14 protein-coding genes and 1 pseudogene are annotated in these 15,776 nt (G+C 68.6%); 6 read left to right on the top strand and 9 right to left on the bottom strand.

Annotation, left to right across the window (positions count from 1 at the left end; genetic code table 11):
* Nucleotides 1-11 precede the first annotated feature (11 nt).
* Genes BMZ43_RS07070 through BMZ43_RS07055 form a run of 4 tightly spaced genes read right to left on the bottom strand, consistent with a single transcriptional unit; the run spans nt 12 to nt 4,203 of the window.
* Nucleotides 12-1,133: an acetoin dehydrogenase dihydrolipoyllysine-residue acetyltransferase subunit gene (locus BMZ43_RS07070; RefSeq protein ID WP_093251604.1), complete on the bottom strand. Its 1,122-nt coding sequence runs from the start codon at nt 1,131-1,133 to the stop codon at nt 12-14.
* Nucleotides 1,130-2,149 carry an alpha-ketoacid dehydrogenase subunit beta gene (locus BMZ43_RS07065; protein WP_093251600.1) on the bottom strand — a complete coding sequence of 340 codons (1,020 nt, stop codon included), beginning with the start codon at nt 2,147-2,149 and terminating at the stop codon, nt 1,130-1,132. Before BMZ43_RS07065 ends, BMZ43_RS07070 begins: the two co-directional genes overlap by 4 nt.
* 25 nt (nt 2,150-2,174) lie before the next feature.
* Nucleotides 2,175-3,152 carry a thiamine pyrophosphate-dependent dehydrogenase E1 component subunit alpha gene (locus BMZ43_RS07060; RefSeq protein ID WP_017641197.1) on the bottom strand — a complete coding sequence of 326 codons (978 nt, stop codon included), beginning with the start codon at nt 3,150-3,152 and terminating at the stop codon, nt 2,175-2,177.
* Nucleotide 3,153: 1 nt separating this feature from the next.
* Nucleotides 3,154-4,203, bottom strand: a complete 1,050-nt coding sequence (locus BMZ43_RS07055; RefSeq protein WP_093251595.1) for an ATP-NAD kinase family protein — start codon at nt 4,201-4,203, stop codon at nt 3,154-3,156.
* A gap of 365 nt (nt 4,204-4,568) precedes the next feature.
* Here BMZ43_RS07055 and BMZ43_RS07050 point away from each other — a divergent pair, with 365 nt between their 5' ends.
* Together BMZ43_RS07050 and BMZ43_RS07045 are read left to right on the top strand one after the other, a co-directional pair.
* Nucleotides 4,569-6,452, top strand: a complete 1,884-nt coding sequence (locus BMZ43_RS07050) for a sigma-54-dependent Fis family transcriptional regulator (RefSeq protein WP_093251584.1) — start codon at nt 4,569-4,571, stop codon at nt 6,450-6,452.
* Nucleotides 6,453-6,622: 170 nt separating this feature from the next.
* The gene (locus BMZ43_RS07045; protein ID WP_093251578.1) at nt 6,623-7,594 is read left to right on the top strand and encodes an SDR family NAD(P)-dependent oxidoreductase; all 972 of its coding nucleotides are present in this window, start codon (nt 6,623-6,625) and stop codon (nt 7,592-7,594) included.
* Between the two features lie 14 nt (nt 7,595-7,608).
* Here the strand turns inward: BMZ43_RS07045 and BMZ43_RS07040 are convergent, their stop codons facing one another.
* Complete coding sequence (locus tag BMZ43_RS07040) at nt 7,609-8,067, bottom strand: type 1 periplasmic-binding domain-containing protein (RefSeq protein WP_093251573.1); 459 nt, start codon at nt 8,065-8,067, stop codon at nt 7,609-7,611.
* A gap of 198 nt (nt 8,068-8,265) precedes the next feature.
* Here BMZ43_RS07040 and BMZ43_RS07035 point away from each other — a divergent pair, with 198 nt between their 5' ends.
* Nucleotides 8,266-8,547, top strand: a complete 282-nt coding sequence (locus BMZ43_RS07035; RefSeq protein ID WP_064309489.1) for a hypothetical protein — start codon at nt 8,266-8,268, stop codon at nt 8,545-8,547.
* 7 nt (nt 8,548-8,554) lie between these two features.
* On the opposite strand, the gene BMZ43_RS07030 is transcribed toward BMZ43_RS07035, so the two are convergent.
* The 3 genes from BMZ43_RS07030 to BMZ43_RS07020 are packed head-to-tail and all read right to left on the bottom strand — an operon-like array spanning nt 8,555 to nt 11,562.
* Complete coding sequence (locus tag BMZ43_RS07030; RefSeq protein WP_093251570.1) at nt 8,555-8,869, bottom strand: AtuA-related protein; 315 nt, start codon at nt 8,867-8,869, stop codon at nt 8,555-8,557.
* Nucleotides 8,866-10,218 (bottom strand): acyclic terpene utilization AtuA family protein, encoded by a 1,353-nt coding sequence (locus BMZ43_RS07025; protein ID WP_093251563.1) that lies wholly within the window; start codon nt 10,216-10,218, stop codon nt 8,866-8,868. Before BMZ43_RS07025 ends, BMZ43_RS07030 begins: the two co-directional genes overlap by 4 nt.
* On the bottom strand, nt 10,219-11,562 hold the full coding sequence (locus BMZ43_RS07020; protein WP_256562904.1) for a CitMHS family transporter: 1,344 nt from the start codon (nt 11,560-11,562) through the stop codon (nt 10,219-10,221).
* A gap of 95 nt (nt 11,563-11,657) precedes the next feature.
* On the opposite strand from BMZ43_RS07020, the gene BMZ43_RS07015 reads away from it, so the two are divergent.
* Nucleotides 11,658-12,539, top strand: a complete 882-nt coding sequence (locus BMZ43_RS07015; protein WP_093251553.1) for a LysR family transcriptional regulator — start codon at nt 11,658-11,660, stop codon at nt 12,537-12,539.
* On the opposite strand, the gene BMZ43_RS07010 is transcribed toward BMZ43_RS07015, so the two are convergent.
* Nucleotides 12,536-13,447 carry a LysR substrate-binding domain-containing protein gene (locus tag BMZ43_RS07010; protein WP_093251548.1) on the bottom strand — a complete coding sequence of 304 codons (912 nt, stop codon included), beginning with the start codon at nt 13,445-13,447 and terminating at the stop codon, nt 12,536-12,538. The two genes, BMZ43_RS07015 and BMZ43_RS07010, sit on opposite strands and share 4 nt — an antisense overlap.
* Before the next feature lie 192 nt (nt 13,448-13,639).
* On the opposite strand from BMZ43_RS07010, the gene BMZ43_RS07005 reads away from it, so the two are divergent.
* Together BMZ43_RS07005 and BMZ43_RS07000 are read left to right on the top strand one after the other, a co-directional pair.
* Nucleotides 13,640-14,389, top strand: a complete 750-nt coding sequence (locus BMZ43_RS07005; RefSeq protein WP_093252784.1) for an SDR family NAD(P)-dependent oxidoreductase — start codon at nt 13,640-13,642, stop codon at nt 14,387-14,389.
* 78 nt (nt 14,390-14,467) lie between these two features.
* Nucleotides 14,468-15,757: pseudogene (locus BMZ43_RS07000) on the top strand (MFS transporter); the annotation flags it as partial.
* Nucleotides 15,758-15,776: the final 19 nt, after the last annotated feature.

Raw genomic sequence — 15,776 nt, 5'->3', positions numbered from 1 at the left:
GTGAGGCTCCTCTAGCGTTCGCAGCGGGGCAGGAAGGCCTGGATCAGGGCATTGACCCGGTCCGCGGCTTCCATCTGCACCATATGGCCCTGGCCCTCCAGGATCTCGACCTGGACGGTTCCGGGCAGGCCTTCGGCATGCTGGACCGGAATGATGGCGTCGGCCTTGCCCCAGATCACCAGGGCGGGCAGATCGCCGTCGAGTGCCTGGCGCAGCACCTGGGCCTGCTGACCATTGGGGAAGAGCGTGTCGGCCAGTCGCTTCAGGGCCTGGTCCACCCCTTCCAGGCGCTTGTACTTGAGCAGGTCTTCCAGCAGTGGTCGGGTGACCAGGCCGGGATCACTGAACAGCAGGCTGACCGGTCCCTTGAGCTGGTTGCGGCTGGTGGCGGCGACGAAGCCTTCCAGGTAGGCGCCATTGATGTCCCGGCCCAGTCCCGCACTGCCGATCAGGACCAGGCCGGCGACCCGCTGCGGCGCCGTCTGCACCAGTTGCAGGGCCACGGCGCCACCCATGGAGTGGCCGACGAGCACGGCGCGGGGGATGTCCAGATGGTCGAGCAGAGCCAGCACGGCGGCGCCCAGCTCGGCGAGATCCGCCGTGGCGAGCGTCTTGCCGGACTGGCCGTGACCCGGCAGGTCCAGGGCGATCACCCGGCGCCCGGCGGCCAGCGCCTCGTGGTTGAACAGCCAGTTGTCCAGATCGCCGGAAAAGCCGTGGATCAGCACCAGCGGCAGGCCGCCTTCACCGCGCTCCAGATAGCGCAGCGGCCGGCCGTCGAGTTCGATGCGCTGGGCCTGGGGACCGGCATCGGCAGCGTCTTCGCCACCGGGCACGAACTCCTCCTGGAAGCGCGCGATCACCGCCTCGATCTCGGCGTCGCTGGCTTCGCCTTCCACCACGATGGCCAGCAGGGCGCCTACCGCCAGGGTCTCGTCCTGCCGCGCCAGGCAGCGGCGCAGGGTGCCGGAGAAGGGCGCCTCCACGCTGCTGCTGATCTTGTCGGTCTCGACGTCGAGCACCTCGTCGCCCTTGGTGATGCTGTCGCCTTCGGCCTTGAGCCAGGCGTTGACCCGGCCTTCGCTCATGGACAGGCCCCATTTGGGCATGGTCAGGGTATGGATCTGGCTCATGCGGCCTGCCTCCCTTGGGTGATCTTCAGTACGGCGCGCTCGATCTTGGCCGCGTCGGGGATGTAGAGGTCTTCCAGGGCATCGGAGAAGGGCACCGGGGTGTGCGGCGCCGTGACCAGCTGTACCGGGGCGCGCAGGTCGTCGAAGGCGTGCTCGGCAAGCAGGGCGGCGATGTCGGTGGCCACCGAGCAGCGCGGATTGGCCTCGTCGATGACCACTGCGCGGCCGGTCTTCTCGACGCTTTCCAGGACGCTGTCACGATCCAGCGGGCTGGTGGTGCGCAGGTCCAGCACCTCGCAGGAGACGCCCTGGCGCGCCAGGTTGGCAGCGGCCTCCATGGCCAGGTGCACCATGCGGCCATAGGTGATGAGGCTGACGTCGTCGCCCTCACGCAGGAAGCTGGCCTCGCCGAAGGGGATGGCGTAGGACTCCTCGGGCACCTCGCCCTGCATGCCGTAGAGCAGCTTGTGCTCGCAGAAGATCACCGGGTCGTTGTCGCGGATGGCCTGGATCAGCAGGCCCTTGGCATCGTAGGGCGTGGCCGGGCAGACCACCTTGAGGCCGGGGATATGGGTCCACCAGGAAGTCAGCATCTGCGAATGCTGGGCCGCGGCGCGGAGACCCGCGCCGACCATGGTGCGCAGGACCAGCGGGGTGACCGCCTTGCCACCGAACATGTAGCGGAATTTAGCCGCCTGGTTGAGGATCTGGTCCAGGCAGCAGCCGGCGAAGTCGACGAACATCAGTTCGCACACCGGCCGGGTGCCACGGGCGGCGGCGCCTACCGCCGCGCCGACGTAGCCGATCTCCGACAGCGGGGTGTCCAGCACCCGCCCGGGAAACTTGTGGTAGAGGCCCTTGGTGACCCCGAGCACGCCGCCCCAGGCGTCTTGCTCGCCGGGCGCCCCGGCGCCGCCGGCGTTGTCTTCGCCCATGAGGAAGACGGTGGGGTCACGGCGCATCTCCTGTTCCAAGGCTTCGTTGATGGCTTGCTGGTAGCTGATCTTTCTGGCCATGGTGGCGCTCCTTGTTGTTTTCCGATCAGGCGTAGGTGACGTAGACGTCGGTGAGCAGGTCTTCCGGGCCAGGCTTGGGATCGGCCTTGGCCTTGCGCACGGCGTCTTCGATGAGCTGTTCCACCTCCTGGTCGATGCTGTCGAGCAGGGCGGGCTGGAGTTGGCCGGAGCGCGTCACCCGCTCGCGGAATTGCATCAGGCAGTCGCGCTGCTCGCGGGCCTGCTTGACCTCGTTGGGATCGCGATAGGTCTGGGCGTCGCCCTCGAAGTGGCCGAAGTAGCGGGTGAACTTCACCTCGATCAGCGAGGGGCCTTCGCCGGCCCGGGCGCGGGCCACGGCGGCCGCGGCGGCTTCATGGACGGCGAAGAAGTCGAAGCCGTCTACCGTCACTCCGGGCATACCGAAGCCTGCGGCGCGGTCGGCGATGTGGTCGCAGGCCACCGACCAGTTGGCGGCGGTGGCCTCGGCGTAGCCGTTGTTCTCGGCGACGAAGATGCAGGGGAGATTCCACACCGAGGCCAGGTTCATGGCCTCGAACACCGCACCCTCGTTGGAGCCGCCGTCGCCGAAGAAGGCCACGGCAACGGCGTCGCTGCCCTTGAGCTTGGCCGCCAGGGCGGCGCCGGCGGCCAGGGGCGCGCCAGCCCCGACGATGCCGTTGGCACCGAGCATGCCCTTTTCCAGGTCGGCGATGTGCATGGAGCCGCCCTTGCCCTGGCAGACCCCGGTCTTCTTGCCGTAGATCTCGGCCATCATGCCGTAGACGTCCACGCCCTTGGCGATGCAGTGGCCGTGGCCACGGTGAGTGGAGGCGATGCTGTCCTCGTGGCCCAGGTGGGCCATGACGCCGGCGGCCGAGGCCTCCTCGCCGGCATAGAGGTGGACGAAGCCGGGAATCTCGCCGGTGGCGAATTCCACGTGCAGCCGCTCTTCGAAGGCGCGGATGGTGCGCATCACCCGGTAGGCATGGCTCAGATTTTCGACGCTGGGGTTCTCGCTCATCTTATTGTTCTCCAGGATTGCCGAGGGGCGACGCGGGCAGGCGGCGGACCAGCAGGCGCTGCTGCGCCGCCAGTTCCAATACCCGCTCCACGTCGATGCTCAGGGGGCCGTCGAGGTCCAGCGTCACCTGCGGACGCTCCTCGGGGCCGAATTCGATTTCCCGCTCGCCGTCCAGCGCCAGGGTGCCGGTAGCGAGGGACAGCGCCCGGGGTTCGCCGGGCAGGAGCAGGCCACTGGCGGCGATGCCGGCCTGGGCCAGTACGCCGGGGGCGAGGGGAACGGTCAGTTGCGCCGGAGCCTCGGGCTCCAGCCGCACCCAGCCGCCATGGGGGGCGCTGCGCGCGACCGGATGCCAGAGGCCGCAGAGGGCCGACAGGCCGATGGCCCAGGGCTCGGCGAAGGTAGTGAAGACTTCCGCGAGATCCTCCACCCGGGTCACCGCGCGGGCGCCGAGATAGGCCTGGCGACAGACCGCCACGTCCACCAGCGCCCAGTCGCGGATGTCGCGCTCCGGCACTTCCACCCGCAACCGCTTGTTGCGCCGCAGCGCGATTGCCGGGTCGACCCGGCCGGCCGCGACCAGGCCGCCGGCCAGCCCCGCGCTGGTGGCCTCACGCAATTCCGGAAAGGCGTTGTTGGTGCCGGTGGAGAGGGTCAGCAGCGGCAGGTCGCCCACCTCGGCAGCCACCGCCTTGTGGGTGCCGTCGCCGCCGAGCACGGCAATCACCGCCGCGCCCTGGGCCAGCATTAGCCGCGCGGCGCGCCGGGTGTCGTCCACGGTCTGGGTCAGCGGCAGGTTGAGAAACGTAAGCTCCGGCCAGCGCTGCTCGCGGGCCTGGCGACTGCCGCTGGCCTTGAGCACGGCGGCGGCGATGCCGGTCATGTCCGGCGGCAAGAGCACCCGCTCCACGCCGGTGGCGCCAAAGGCGGCCAGCAGGCGCATCACCACCCCGGCCTTGTCGGTGCTGGAGGTCAGGGCAGCGTTACCGGTCAGCCGGCGCAGGTCACGGCCGGAAGCGGGGTTGGGCAGGATGCCGACGGTTACGGGCATGGCTGAGCTCCGAGGCCGGGGCCAGCGGTCAGGGCAGGCGTACGGTGATGCCAGGGTGCGCTCATGGGTCTGGCCCTCTTGTCGTTGTGATGGGAGCGTCGCAGAGCCCTGAGCAAGGCCGGTGCCAAGCCGCGATGAATCCGCTGCAGTGCAGGCAGGGCGCGGGTTTGGAAGGAGGCGGCAGGTAGTGGGAGGAGCGCCTCCACGCGCCGGGGCGTCTCACGACTGCGACGGGATGGCGAGACGCTGAGACGATTCGTCTCACGGTGTCGCGGACTTGAAGGCAGCGCCCTGGGAGCGCTAAATGAAGGCCAGAACAATGACCGGCCTTCCATGCCATGACCGGAATTCAGGGAGAGACGCCCATGTTGTCTACCCAGGCCCGCTATCACGCCCGCGCCATCGACCAGGCCCTGCGCGCGCCCTTGCGCGCGGCCAGTCCGCCCGGGCGCATCCTCGATTCCTGGCGCCGTTCCTTCGAGCAGTATCAGCTCGACCCGGGCAGCCTGCGCGGCCCGCGCATCCTCTCGCGCTACGAATTGCGCCAGCACCAGCAGGCGGCGGAAGACTTCCTGCGCGTCGCCGATGGCGAGCTGGGCGCCCTGCATGCGCGGGTCGAGGCAGCCGACTATTGCGTGCTGCTGGCCGATGCCCAGGGCCATACCCTGGACTACCGGGTCAGCGACCGGCTCGATGAAGAATGCCACCGCGCCGGACTCTACCTGGGTACCTGCTGGTCCGAGCAGGAGGAGGGCACCTGCGGCGTGGCAGCGGTGCTGACCGACCGCGCGCCAGTGACGGTGCACAAGGCCGATCACTTCCGCGTGGCCTTCACCGGCCTGACCTGTACCGCCGCGCCGGTGTTCGCCCCTGGCGGCGAGTTGCTCGGGGTGTTGGACGTCTCGGCGCCGCGCTCGCCGGACGACCGCCGCAGCCAGCTGCTGATCCAGCAATTCACCCGCGACAGCGCCCAGCGCATCGAGAATGCCTACTTCATGCACAGCGCCCGGGGCGACTGGGTACTCTGCGGCCATGCCCAGGCCAGCTATCTCGACACCCAGCCGGACTTGCTGCTGGCCTGGGATCAGAGCGGACGCCTGACCGGCCTGAATCGCCCGGCCCGGCAACTCTGCCTCGCTCAGCTGGGCTATCTGCCGCAGCGCCTGGACGAGCTGTTCGGTCGCGATGCCCCGGCGCGGTTGCAGGAGGACCATGGCGAACCCCTGCGCCTGGGCGAAGCACATTTCCACGCCCGGGTGCGCGCCCCGCGTCAGCGCCTGGGCGTGGTGATTCCGCTGATCCGCGGGCCCATCGAGGCCGAACCCGAGCAGGAGCCCCGAGTCAGCCAGGCGCTCGCGACCGCCCTGCGGCTCTATCGCCATGGCCTGCCGATCCTGGTGACCGGCGAGACCGGCACCGGCAAGGAGGTGTTTGCCCGCGGCCTGCACCAGGGTGGCGATCGTGTCGGGCGGCCCTTCGTCGCCCTCAATTGCGCGGCGCTGCCGGAAAGCCTGATCGAGAGCGAATTGTTCGGCCATGCCGCAGGGGCCTTTACCGGCGCCCAGCGCCAGGGTCGTGATGGCCTGATCGTGGCGGCCGATGGCGGTACCCTGTTTCTCGACGAGATCGGCGACATGCCCCTGGCGCTACAGACCCGGCTGCTGCGGGTGCTGGCCGAGGGGGAGGTGCTGCCGGTGGGCAGCGCCCAGGCGCGGCGGGTCGATGTGCGGCTGGTCTGCGCCACCCACCGTGATCTCCAGGCGCAGGTCGCCGCCGGGCTGTTTCGCGAAGACCTGCTCTATCGCCTCAATGGCGCCGTCTTCCAGCTGCCGCCGCTGCGCACGCGTGCCGACCGCCTGGCACTGGCGCGGCGGCTGCTCGAAGAGGAATGCGGCGAGCGCCCTGCGCCGGAGCTGGCGCCCCAGGTGCAGGAGGCCATCCTGGCCCATGACTGGCCGGGCAATGTGCGGGAATTGCGCAATGCGCTGCGCTACGCCTGCGCCCTGTGCGATGGCGCGCTCATCACCCTTGATCACCTGCCGGCCAGTCTGGGGCCGGGCATGCCGCTGTCCACGGAGCCACGGCCCCAGGTCGATAGCCCTGAACGGCGATTGATCCTCGCCGCGCTGGTGCGGCACCGTTGGAAGGCCGTTCCTGCTGCCCGAGCGCTGGGTATGTCCCGGGCCACCCTCTATCGACGGCTCAAGCTGCACGGCATTGCCATGCCGCACCGCCAGCCCGAAGACTGACGTCTTCCGCCGAACGGTCGTGGCCGCTGGCAGCTGCCCTGGCACGGCGATCTCAGCGATCGAGCGAGGCGGTCACCATCGGCGCGCCAGGCTCCGGTCGTCCCAAGCGGGACGTCAGTGTGGCCGCCCACGGGTCACACCTCAGACACAGACTGCGAGGAAGACCCCCGATGCGTACCCTGCCACTGTTGCTCGCCCTACCTGCCGCCTTGGCCCTGCTGAACCGCACCTCGTCCCGGCGTACGTCGCGGCCCGATCGCCAGCAACTGAATGGCCGGACCATCGTCATGACCGGTGCCTCCAGTGGCGTCGGCCGCGGTGTGGCCCTGGCGCTGGCCCGGCACGGAGCCAATCTGGTGCTGGCGGCGCGGCGGACCGAAGCCCTGGAAGCCCTGGCGGTGGAGGTGCAGGCGCTGGGCGTCGCGGCCCTGGTGGTGCCGACCGATGTCGCCGACGTGGCGCAGATGACGGCGCTGGCCGAACAGGCCGAGCAGCGCTTCGGTCGCATCGACGGCTGGATCAACAATGCCGGCGTGGTAGCGGTGGGCCGCTTTGAAGAGATCCCGCTGGACGATCACCTGCGCCTGCTGGATACCAATGTGAAGGGGGTGGTGATCGGCAGCCATCTGGCCCTGCAGCGCTTCCGGCGCCAGGGCTATGGTCGGCTGGTCAACGTAGCCTCGGTGGACGGCGAGATTCCCCATGCCTATCAGGCCTCCTATTCGGCATCCAAGGCTGCGGTGCTAAGCCTTGGCCGGGTCCTGCAGCAGGAACTGCGTCGCGGGCGGCAGCCCAACATCCAGTTGTCGACGGTGCTGCCCTGGGCGCTGGATACCCCGATCTGGGGCCATGCGGCCACCTATACCGGCCATCGTCCCGATCTGCCGACCAAGGATGCACCGGACAAGGCGGTACAGGCCATCGTCAAGGCGCTGCTGCAGCCGCAAAAGGAGATCACCGTGGGCTACAAGGCGAAGATGGCCTACTGGGGCCATCGTCTGGCGCCGGAGCTCAACGAACGCTTCACGGCCGCTGCGGTGCAGCGCGCCGAGATCGACTGGAATCCGGTCAAGGCCGATACCTCGGGCAACCTGCAGCAGCCCGATCAGGCTGGACGGACGATCCGGGGGTCGGATTTCTGAGGGGGGTGTCTGAGCTAGTGCCAGGATGCGTTCAGAGCCCCGGCCTTTGTCTCGGGACCCACGATGGTCAGCTCACCCTGGGGCGTAAGGGCGGTCTGCAGCGCCCTGGCCAGGGCAGGCTGGGTGCAGAGCAGGGCGGTCGGGGCAATGCCGATCAGTGTGGCGGCAAGCTCCGGCCAGCAGGCGGGAGCCGCTGGATCGAGCTCCAGCCGGGGCAGTAGCGCCAGCCCCTCCGCCAGCATGACCTGGCAATGCGCCTGCAATTCGGCGTCGGCTTCGGCGGCTGGCCGTTGCGGGGCGGTCACCAGCAGGATCCGACGATGGCCGAGCGTCAGTAGATGCTGGGTGGCGAGGGCGATGCGCTGGCCGTGCGCTGCGGCGGCGCGACCGCGGGGCGACGTGGCAACCAGCGCCACGCGTGCCGAGGGAGTGACTCCAGGGGTGCGCAGGCGGAGGGCGGGACGGGTATCCATGGATAGGCCTCTGCCACGAGGTGGCGGTCAAGAGGCCCAGCGTGCCGGATGCGGATGGCAGCTTCATGACAAACCTCAGCTGCTTTCTTACCGCGGTACCTGCCAGTGACCCTGGCATCGTGAGTCGACGTAGACGCCTTGCGTTCTCCATCGAGGCAGCTAGCCTGAAGTGGGTGACGTTCCTTCGGGAGCCTGTAGATGAACAGGTTGCATGAACGCTTGGCCAAACTCGATCCGCCCGTGCGCCACGAGTTGGAGCGGCGCAACGATGGCCTGCTGATCACCCTCATCGAGCCTGATCACAATGTGCGGGTCTCGCGGTTGCTCAAGGCGGACGACATGCGCGAGGTCGAGCAGGTGAATCTGATCCTGCTGCACGCCATCAACGAACTCAGGCGCAAGGGCGCCCAAGTGCCCCTCGACAAGGACACCGTCCTGCTGACGCGCTTGCCCGGTGCTGGCGTCGGCACCCCCGGTTGAGTCGCACCTAGTCCTCCAGCTCCAGATCCAGCAACGCCGCGCCCAGGCCCTTGCCATGGGCATCCAGGGCCAAGGAGCGAGTGACGCCACCGCGCAAGGCGCCTGGCAGCACGAAGTTCAGCGCGCCCAGGGCGGGTAGCTCGTAGCGGCGAACGGGCGCGGCATCGGTCGGACGACTGTCGGCGAACCAGGCCGCCACCCGTTCCGCGGTGAGCACCTCGCACAGGCGGTCGAAATCTCCCCGGCGATAGGCGATCACCGCCATGTTCGAGGTGTCCCCCTTGTCGCCGGTACGGACGTGGGCGATCTCGCGTAGTTTCATGGCAGCGTCTCCAGCTCCAGGGTAGGGGTGACGACCGCACGCGGCCACAGCAGCGAAGCCACGGCGATGACCTCGCGGACCGCCTTGGTCGCACCGCCGCCGCCCGCTGGGCCATTGGTATAGAGGGTTTCCACCTCGTTGCCGATCTGCACTGCCGCCGCGCGGGTGGCGCAGCGGCCAACGACCCGCAGCCGTACCTCCCAAGGTTCGCCGGTCGCCCGGGCAGCGAGCGTCTCTCCATGGAGAGCGTCGCAGCCGATCAGCTCACAGCGCAGCTCTTCGACCGGTACGCCGCAGAGATGCAAACGCTCACGTACCACGGCAGCGGCCAACCGGGCGCGGGCGACGGCGCCGGGACCCGCGTAGGAGAGCTGGCCTTCGCCGTGCCAGCCATCGCGATAACCCACCGACACCTTGAGCTGGTCCGGTCGCGCGGTGCCGCGAGCGCCGCTCACGGCGACCCGATCCGGCCCCGCTTGCTGCAGGGCGACGCCGGAAAAATCGGCGGTCACGTCCGGCGTCAGATAGGCCGCTGGGTCATGCACCTCGTAAAGCAACTGCTCGGTGCAGGTCGCCGGGGTCACGCAACCGCCGGAGCCAGTGACCTTGGTAAGGGTGGCGTGGCCATCCGCATCCACCTCGGCCAGGGGAAAGCCCAGGCGAGCGAGGTCGTGCACGTCCTTGTAGCCGGGATCGGCGAAGTAGCCGCCGGTGACCTGGCCGGCGCATTCCAGCAGATGGCCGACCAGGGTGCCGCGTCCGCGCCGCTCCCAGTCCTCCGCCGCCCAGCCGAACTCATGCACCAGCGGCGCCAAAAACAAGGAAGGGTCTGCCACCCGGCCGGTGACGATGACATCGGCGTCGGCTTCCAGGGCCTGGACGATGCCGTCCACTCCCAGGTAGGCGTTGGCCGAGATCACCCGGTCGCCCAGTTCGGCCAGGGTCTGGCCATTGTCCAGCAGGGCGTCGGCCGGCAGCTGGGCCAGCACATCGTCGCCGGCTACCGCGGCGATCTTCAGCCCTGTGACGCCCAGCTCCCGGGCCAGGGCCGCGACCTTGCGCGCCGCGGCGGAGGGATGGGCGGCGCCCATGTTGGTGATCACCCGCAGGCGCGGACGATCCGCCTGATTCAGCAGCGGCAGGATGCGCCGCATCCGTGCCTCCAGCAGCGGATCGAAACCGGCCTCGGGATCGGCCAGCCGCGCCTGTTGCGCCAGGGCGATGGTGCGTTCGGCCAGGCATTCGAACACCAGGTAGTCGAGGCGGCCATGCTCGGCCAGCTCCACGGCGGGTTCGATGCGATCACCGGAATAGCCGGCGCCGCAGCCGATGCGAAGAAGACGGCTCATCTAGAAGACTCCCAGAAGCAGGGCGGTCAGGGTCATCAGGACCGAGGCCGCGAACAGGAAGGGGATGGTGAAGCGCTGGTGATCGGCGAGGTCCAGCTTGCACAGGCCCACCAGCAGGAAGGTCGCCGGGGTCAGGGGGCTGACCGGGAAGCCGGTGGTGTGCACCCCGAGCAGCGAGGCCTGGGCCACCTGCACCGGGTCGACACCCAGGTTGCGGCCGACCTCGGCGATCACCGGCATGACGCCGAAGTAGAAGGAATCCGGATCGAACAACAGGCTCAGCGGCATGGACAGGAAGCCCACCACCGCCGGGATCAATTGCCCATGCCCGGCCGGGATGCCGGCCACCGCTACCTGGGCCATGGCCTTGAGCATGCCGCTGCCCTGCATGATGCCGGTGAAGACGCCGGCGGCGAAGAGGATGCTGGCCATGGTCAGGGCGGTCTTGGCGTGGGCGTCGATGCGCGCCTTCTGGGCGTCCACCGAGGGGTAGTTCAGGCACAGCGCGGCCACGGTGCCGAGCATGAACATCACCACCGGATCGACCCAGCCGGCGATCATCACGCCCATCACCACCAGGGTCAGCAGCAGATTGATCCAGAAACGCTCTGGGCGGCGCAGGGCGCGCTCGGCCTCGCTGAGCACCCGCTCCGGCGCGGCACCGGCGCCACCGCCGGCGAGCCAGGGCGCCTGGCCGGCCAGGGTCAGGCGCTTCTCCTCGCGGCGGCCGAGCCACCAGGCACTGGCGAAGACGAAGGCCAGACCCACCAGCTGCACCGGGATCAGCGGCTGGAACAGATCGGCCACCGGCACGTGCAGGGCGGCGGAGGAGCGCAGCACCGGGCCCGTCCACGGCAGGAAGTTGACCCCGGCGGCCATGGCCGCGACGCAGGCCAGGATGCGGCGATCCAGGCCCAGGCGGGTATAGAGCGGCAGCATGGCAGGGATGGTCACCAGGAAGGTCACCGCGCCGGAGCCGTCCAGGTGCACCAGCAGGGCGAGCAGGGCGCTGCCGCAGACGATGCGCGTCGGCCGGGTGCCGACGGTGCGCAGGATGCGGTCGATGATGGGATCGAGCATCCCGGCGTCGGTCATGATGCCGAAGAACAGGATGGCGAAGACGAACATGCCGATCACCGGGGCGACGCCCTTGATCCCGGCGATGATGAAGGCGCTGGTCCCCAGGCCGAAGCCACCGATCAGGGCGGCGGCGATGGGAATGACGATCAGGGCGACCAGGGGTGAAACGCGTTTGCTCATGACCGCGACGAGCAACGCGAGAATGGTGACGACACCGAGCAGGGCGAGCATGGCGGACTCCTTGGACCGTGGCACGGCAAGCAGGCACACGGGAGGTTTTGTTGTTGTGCCCGCAGTATTCGAAGACGGCCGACGTCCTGTAAATTGGAATCTTCCGAAGCAGCGTTCAGAAAAACAAAATGAAGAATCTGCTCCAGCACGTGCAGGCCTTTCTCGCCGTGGCCCGCCAGGGTTCCTTCGCCCGCGCGGCCGAGGAGTTGCATCTGTCTCCTCCGGCGCTCACCGTGCAGATCCAGCAACTCGAAGCCTGGCTGGAGGTTCAGCTGCTGGAGCGCACCCCGCGAAGGGTCCAGCTCACCACCGCCGGCGAAGAACTGCGTGGGCCCCTGGAGCGCATCCTGGTAGACCTGGGCGATGTCCAGACCCATGCCCGGGACCTGGCGGGCCTGCGTCGCGGACGCATCACTCTGGCCGCCTTGCCATCCTTCTTCATGGGCCCCTTTCCCGAATTGCTGAAGACCTTCCAGGCCCGTCATCCGGCCATCGAGGTCCGCCTGCAGGATGTGGTGGCCGGTAGAGTCGAGGCGCTGGTCCGGGAAGGACAGGTGGATCTGGGTATCGGCGTCCGGCCACGGGCCGTGGGGCTGGACTTCCAGCCGCTGTATGTCGATCACCTGCAGCTGTTCGTGCCCCGCGACCATCCCTGGGCGGGCCGCGCCGAAATCACCCTGGGCGAACTCGACGCCGTACCCTTGCTGCTCACCGGTCGCGACAGCAGCGTGCGCGAGTGCCTGGACTTCGCCTTCGCCGCCGCCGGCCTGCGCCTGGTGGCAGCGCTGGAAGCCAACTACATGAGCACCCTGCTGGCCCTGGTGGCAGCCGGCCAGGGCCTGGCCCTGCTGCCGGAATCGGCGGGCGGCGAGGCCCCGGTGGTGGCCCTGCCGGTCCGCGGCGAAAGCCTGGCCCGGCCACTGGGCATCCTGACCCCCACCGGCCGCAGCCTTACGCCGGCGGCTCAGGCGTTCGTCGCGCTGCTCCGGGAGCGGCTGCAGGCAGACTAATACTCGAAGGGCTGGCCCAGCTCCTGTTGCAGCCAGTCGAGAAAGCGCCGCACCCGGGCGTAGCGCGAGTGCGCCCGGGGAAACACCAGGTGGTGCGCGGCCACCGGCAGGTCGTCGTCCTGGGGCAAGACCCGCACCAGATCGCCGCGGTCCAGATAGTCCGCCGCCAGCACCGTGCTCTCCAGGGCGAAGCCCAGACCATGGCGGGCGGCTTCCAGGGTCATGTAGGAGCGATCGAAACTCAGGGTGTAGGGTCGCTCCGGCAGCGCCAGGCCCTGCTGGGCGAACCAGTTGGGCCACTTCATGAGGGTGGCCTCGGACAGGATCAACTCACTGTGCAACAGATCCGCCGGCGACTGGACCGGGCGTTTTTCCAGCAACTGCGGCGCGGCCAGGACCGCCAGGCGTTCGCGCTGCAGGGTGCGGATCTCCAGGTTCGGCCAGCTGGGCAGGCCGTGGCGGATGTCGATGTCGACCTTGTCGCGGCTGAAGTGCAGGGATTCGTAGGAGCAGGAGAGATTGATCTGCAGGTCGGGATGACTCTGGCGGAATAGCTCCAGCCGCGGCATCAGCCAGAGCAGGCCGAAGCTCGGCGCCGAGTGCAGGCGCAGGCATTCCAGGCCGGCATCGCTGGCCGCGCGATCCGTGGCCATGGCCAATCGGTGCAGCACCTCGCTGACCTCTTCCAGGTATTGCTCTCCGGCCGGGGTCAGGGTCATGCCGCGCGCACCGCGGACGAAGAGCGCGCGACCCACCAGAGCCTCGAGCTTGGCCAACTGATGGCTGACCGCCGAGGGCGTCAGCGCCAGTTGCTCGGCAGCCCGGGCGACGTTGGCGAAGCGGGCGGTCTGCTCGAAGGCTTGAAGGGCTTTCAGGGGTGGCAGGGAAAGTGTCTTGCCTGAATCCATGGGTCGCGGTCCTGTGGCGTTTCACGGTCGATTCTCGGTTGGCCAGGCGGGGCTGCCAAGTCGTAGGCATGAATTTTATTCAGCACGGTCTGACGCAGGCTGCGTTGCTGGGGCCCTGAGGCAGGGGCACTCTGGCCCTCAGCGACAGCCCTCCACAACAACAAAAAGGATAGCGTCATGCCCCTGCATTCCCTGCTGCTGCAAGACAAGATCGCCCTCGTCACCGGCGCCGCCTCCGCCCGTGGCATCGGTCGCGCCACGGCCCAGGCCTTCGCTGCCCAAGGCGCGCGGGTGATCATCCTCGATCTGGATGCCAGCGCCGCGCGGGATGCCGCCGCCAGCCTCGGCGAAGGTCACCTGGGCCTGGCGGCCAACGTGGCCGACGAAGCCCAGGTCAGGGCTGCGGTCGACCAGGCGCTCGCCCAGTACGGTCGCCTCGACGTGCTGGTCAACAATGCCGGCATCACCCAGCCGGTGAAGACCCTGGAGATCGGCCGCGCCGACTACGACCGCATCCTCGACGTCAATCTGCGCGGCACCCTGCTGATGTCCCAGGCGGTGATTCCGGCCATGCGCGAGCAGGGTGGTGGCAGCATCGTCTGCCTGTCCTCGGTGTCCGCCCAGCGCGGCGGCGGCATCTTCGGCGGCCCCCACTACAGCGCCGCCAAGGCCGGGGTGCTGGGCCTGACCAAAGCCATGGCGCGGGAATTCGGACCGGACGGCATCCGCGTGAATGCCCTGACCCCCGGCCTGATCCAGACCGACATCACCGGCGGACTGATGCACGACGAACGCCGCCAGTCGATCATCGACGGCATCCCGCTGGGGCGTCTCGGCGAGCCCAAAGACGTGGCCAATGCCGCGCTCTTCCTGGCCAGCGATCTCTCCGGCTACCTGACCGGCGTCACCCTGGACGTCAACGGCGGCATGCTGATCCACTGATCGCCCCCTCGTGTTCAACGCTCTGCATCGAAAAGGGTGCCCGCGGCTGCGGCGCCCATAACAACAAGAGATCAGACCATGACTACGCTCACCCTGGCAGCGGCCACCTCGGCGCGCGCCAATGCCTATCGCAAGACCGCCTGGCGGCTGATGCCCTTCCTGATGCTGTGCTACTTCTGCGCCTATCTGGACCGGGTCAACGTCGGCTTCGCCAAGCTGCAGATGATGAACGACCTGGCGCTGAGCGAAGCCGTCTACGGCCTCGGCGCCGGCATGTTTTTCATTGGCTATTTCCTCTGCGAGGTGCCCAGCAACATCATCCTGCACAAGGTCGGCGCCCGCCGCTGGATCGCCCGCATCATGATCACCTGGGGCATCCTTTCCGGGATGTTCGCCTTCGTCGAGACGGCCTGGCAGTTCTACCTGCTGCGCTTCCTGCTCGGCGTGGCCGAGGCCGGCCTGGCGCCGGGCCTGCTGCTCTATCTCACCTACTGGTTTCCCTCCTACCGCCGCGCCCGCATGACGGTGCTCTGGTTCGTCGCCATTCCCTTGTCGGGCATGATCGGCGGACCGCTGTCGGGCTGGATCATGAATAAGTTCGCCGGGGTCCACGGCTGGGCCGGCTGGCAGTGGATGTTCGTCATCGAAGCCATTCCCACGGTAGTGGTGGGGCTGATGGTGCTCGGCTATCTGAAGGACGGCGTGCACCAGGCGACCTGGCTGGACGATGAGGAAAAGGCGCTGATCCAGAAGGAACTGGCCGAGGACAACCAGCACAAGACCGAGCACGCCAGCGTGCGCGACTTCATCCGTGATCGCCGGCTGTGGCTGCTGGCCGCCATCTACTTCTGCGTGGTCATGGGCCAGTACGCCATCACCTTCTGGCTGCCGACTCTGGTGCGCAACTCCGGGGTCGCCGATCCGCTGCACATCGGCCTGCTCACCAGCCTGCCCTATATGTGCGCCATCGTCGCCATGCTGCTGGCCGGGCGCAGCGGGGACAAGCATCGCGAGCGCCGCTGGCACCTGGTGATTCCCATGCTGCTGGGCGCCTGCGGCCTCAGCCTCGCCGCGGTCTTCGGCCACAACGTCACCCTGTCGATCCTCAGCCTGTGCCTGGCCGCGGCCGGCATCCTCTCCGCGTCCTCGCTGTTCTGGATGTTGCCCACCACGCTGCTGGGCGGGGTCACCGCCGCCGCTGGCATCGCCGCGGTGAACAGCTTCGCCAACCTGGCCGGCTTCTGCTCGCCCTACCTGATCGGCTGGATCACCACCAGCACCGGTTCCAGCGCCATCGGCATGTTCCTCATCACCGGGGTGCTGGTGATAGGCGCCACGCTGGTCCTGCGCATTCCTGCCGCCCTGGTTCAATCGCTAATCGAGGTAC

It is taken from the genome of Pseudomonas sp. Snoq117.2 (assembly GCF_900110545.1).
Classification (GTDB): Bacteria; Pseudomonadota; Gammaproteobacteria; order Pseudomonadales; family Pseudomonadaceae; genus Chryseomonas; species Chryseomonas benzopyrenica.
Note: the sequence above shows the minus strand (reverse complement) of the source record. Positions and strands in the feature narration are given on the sequence as shown.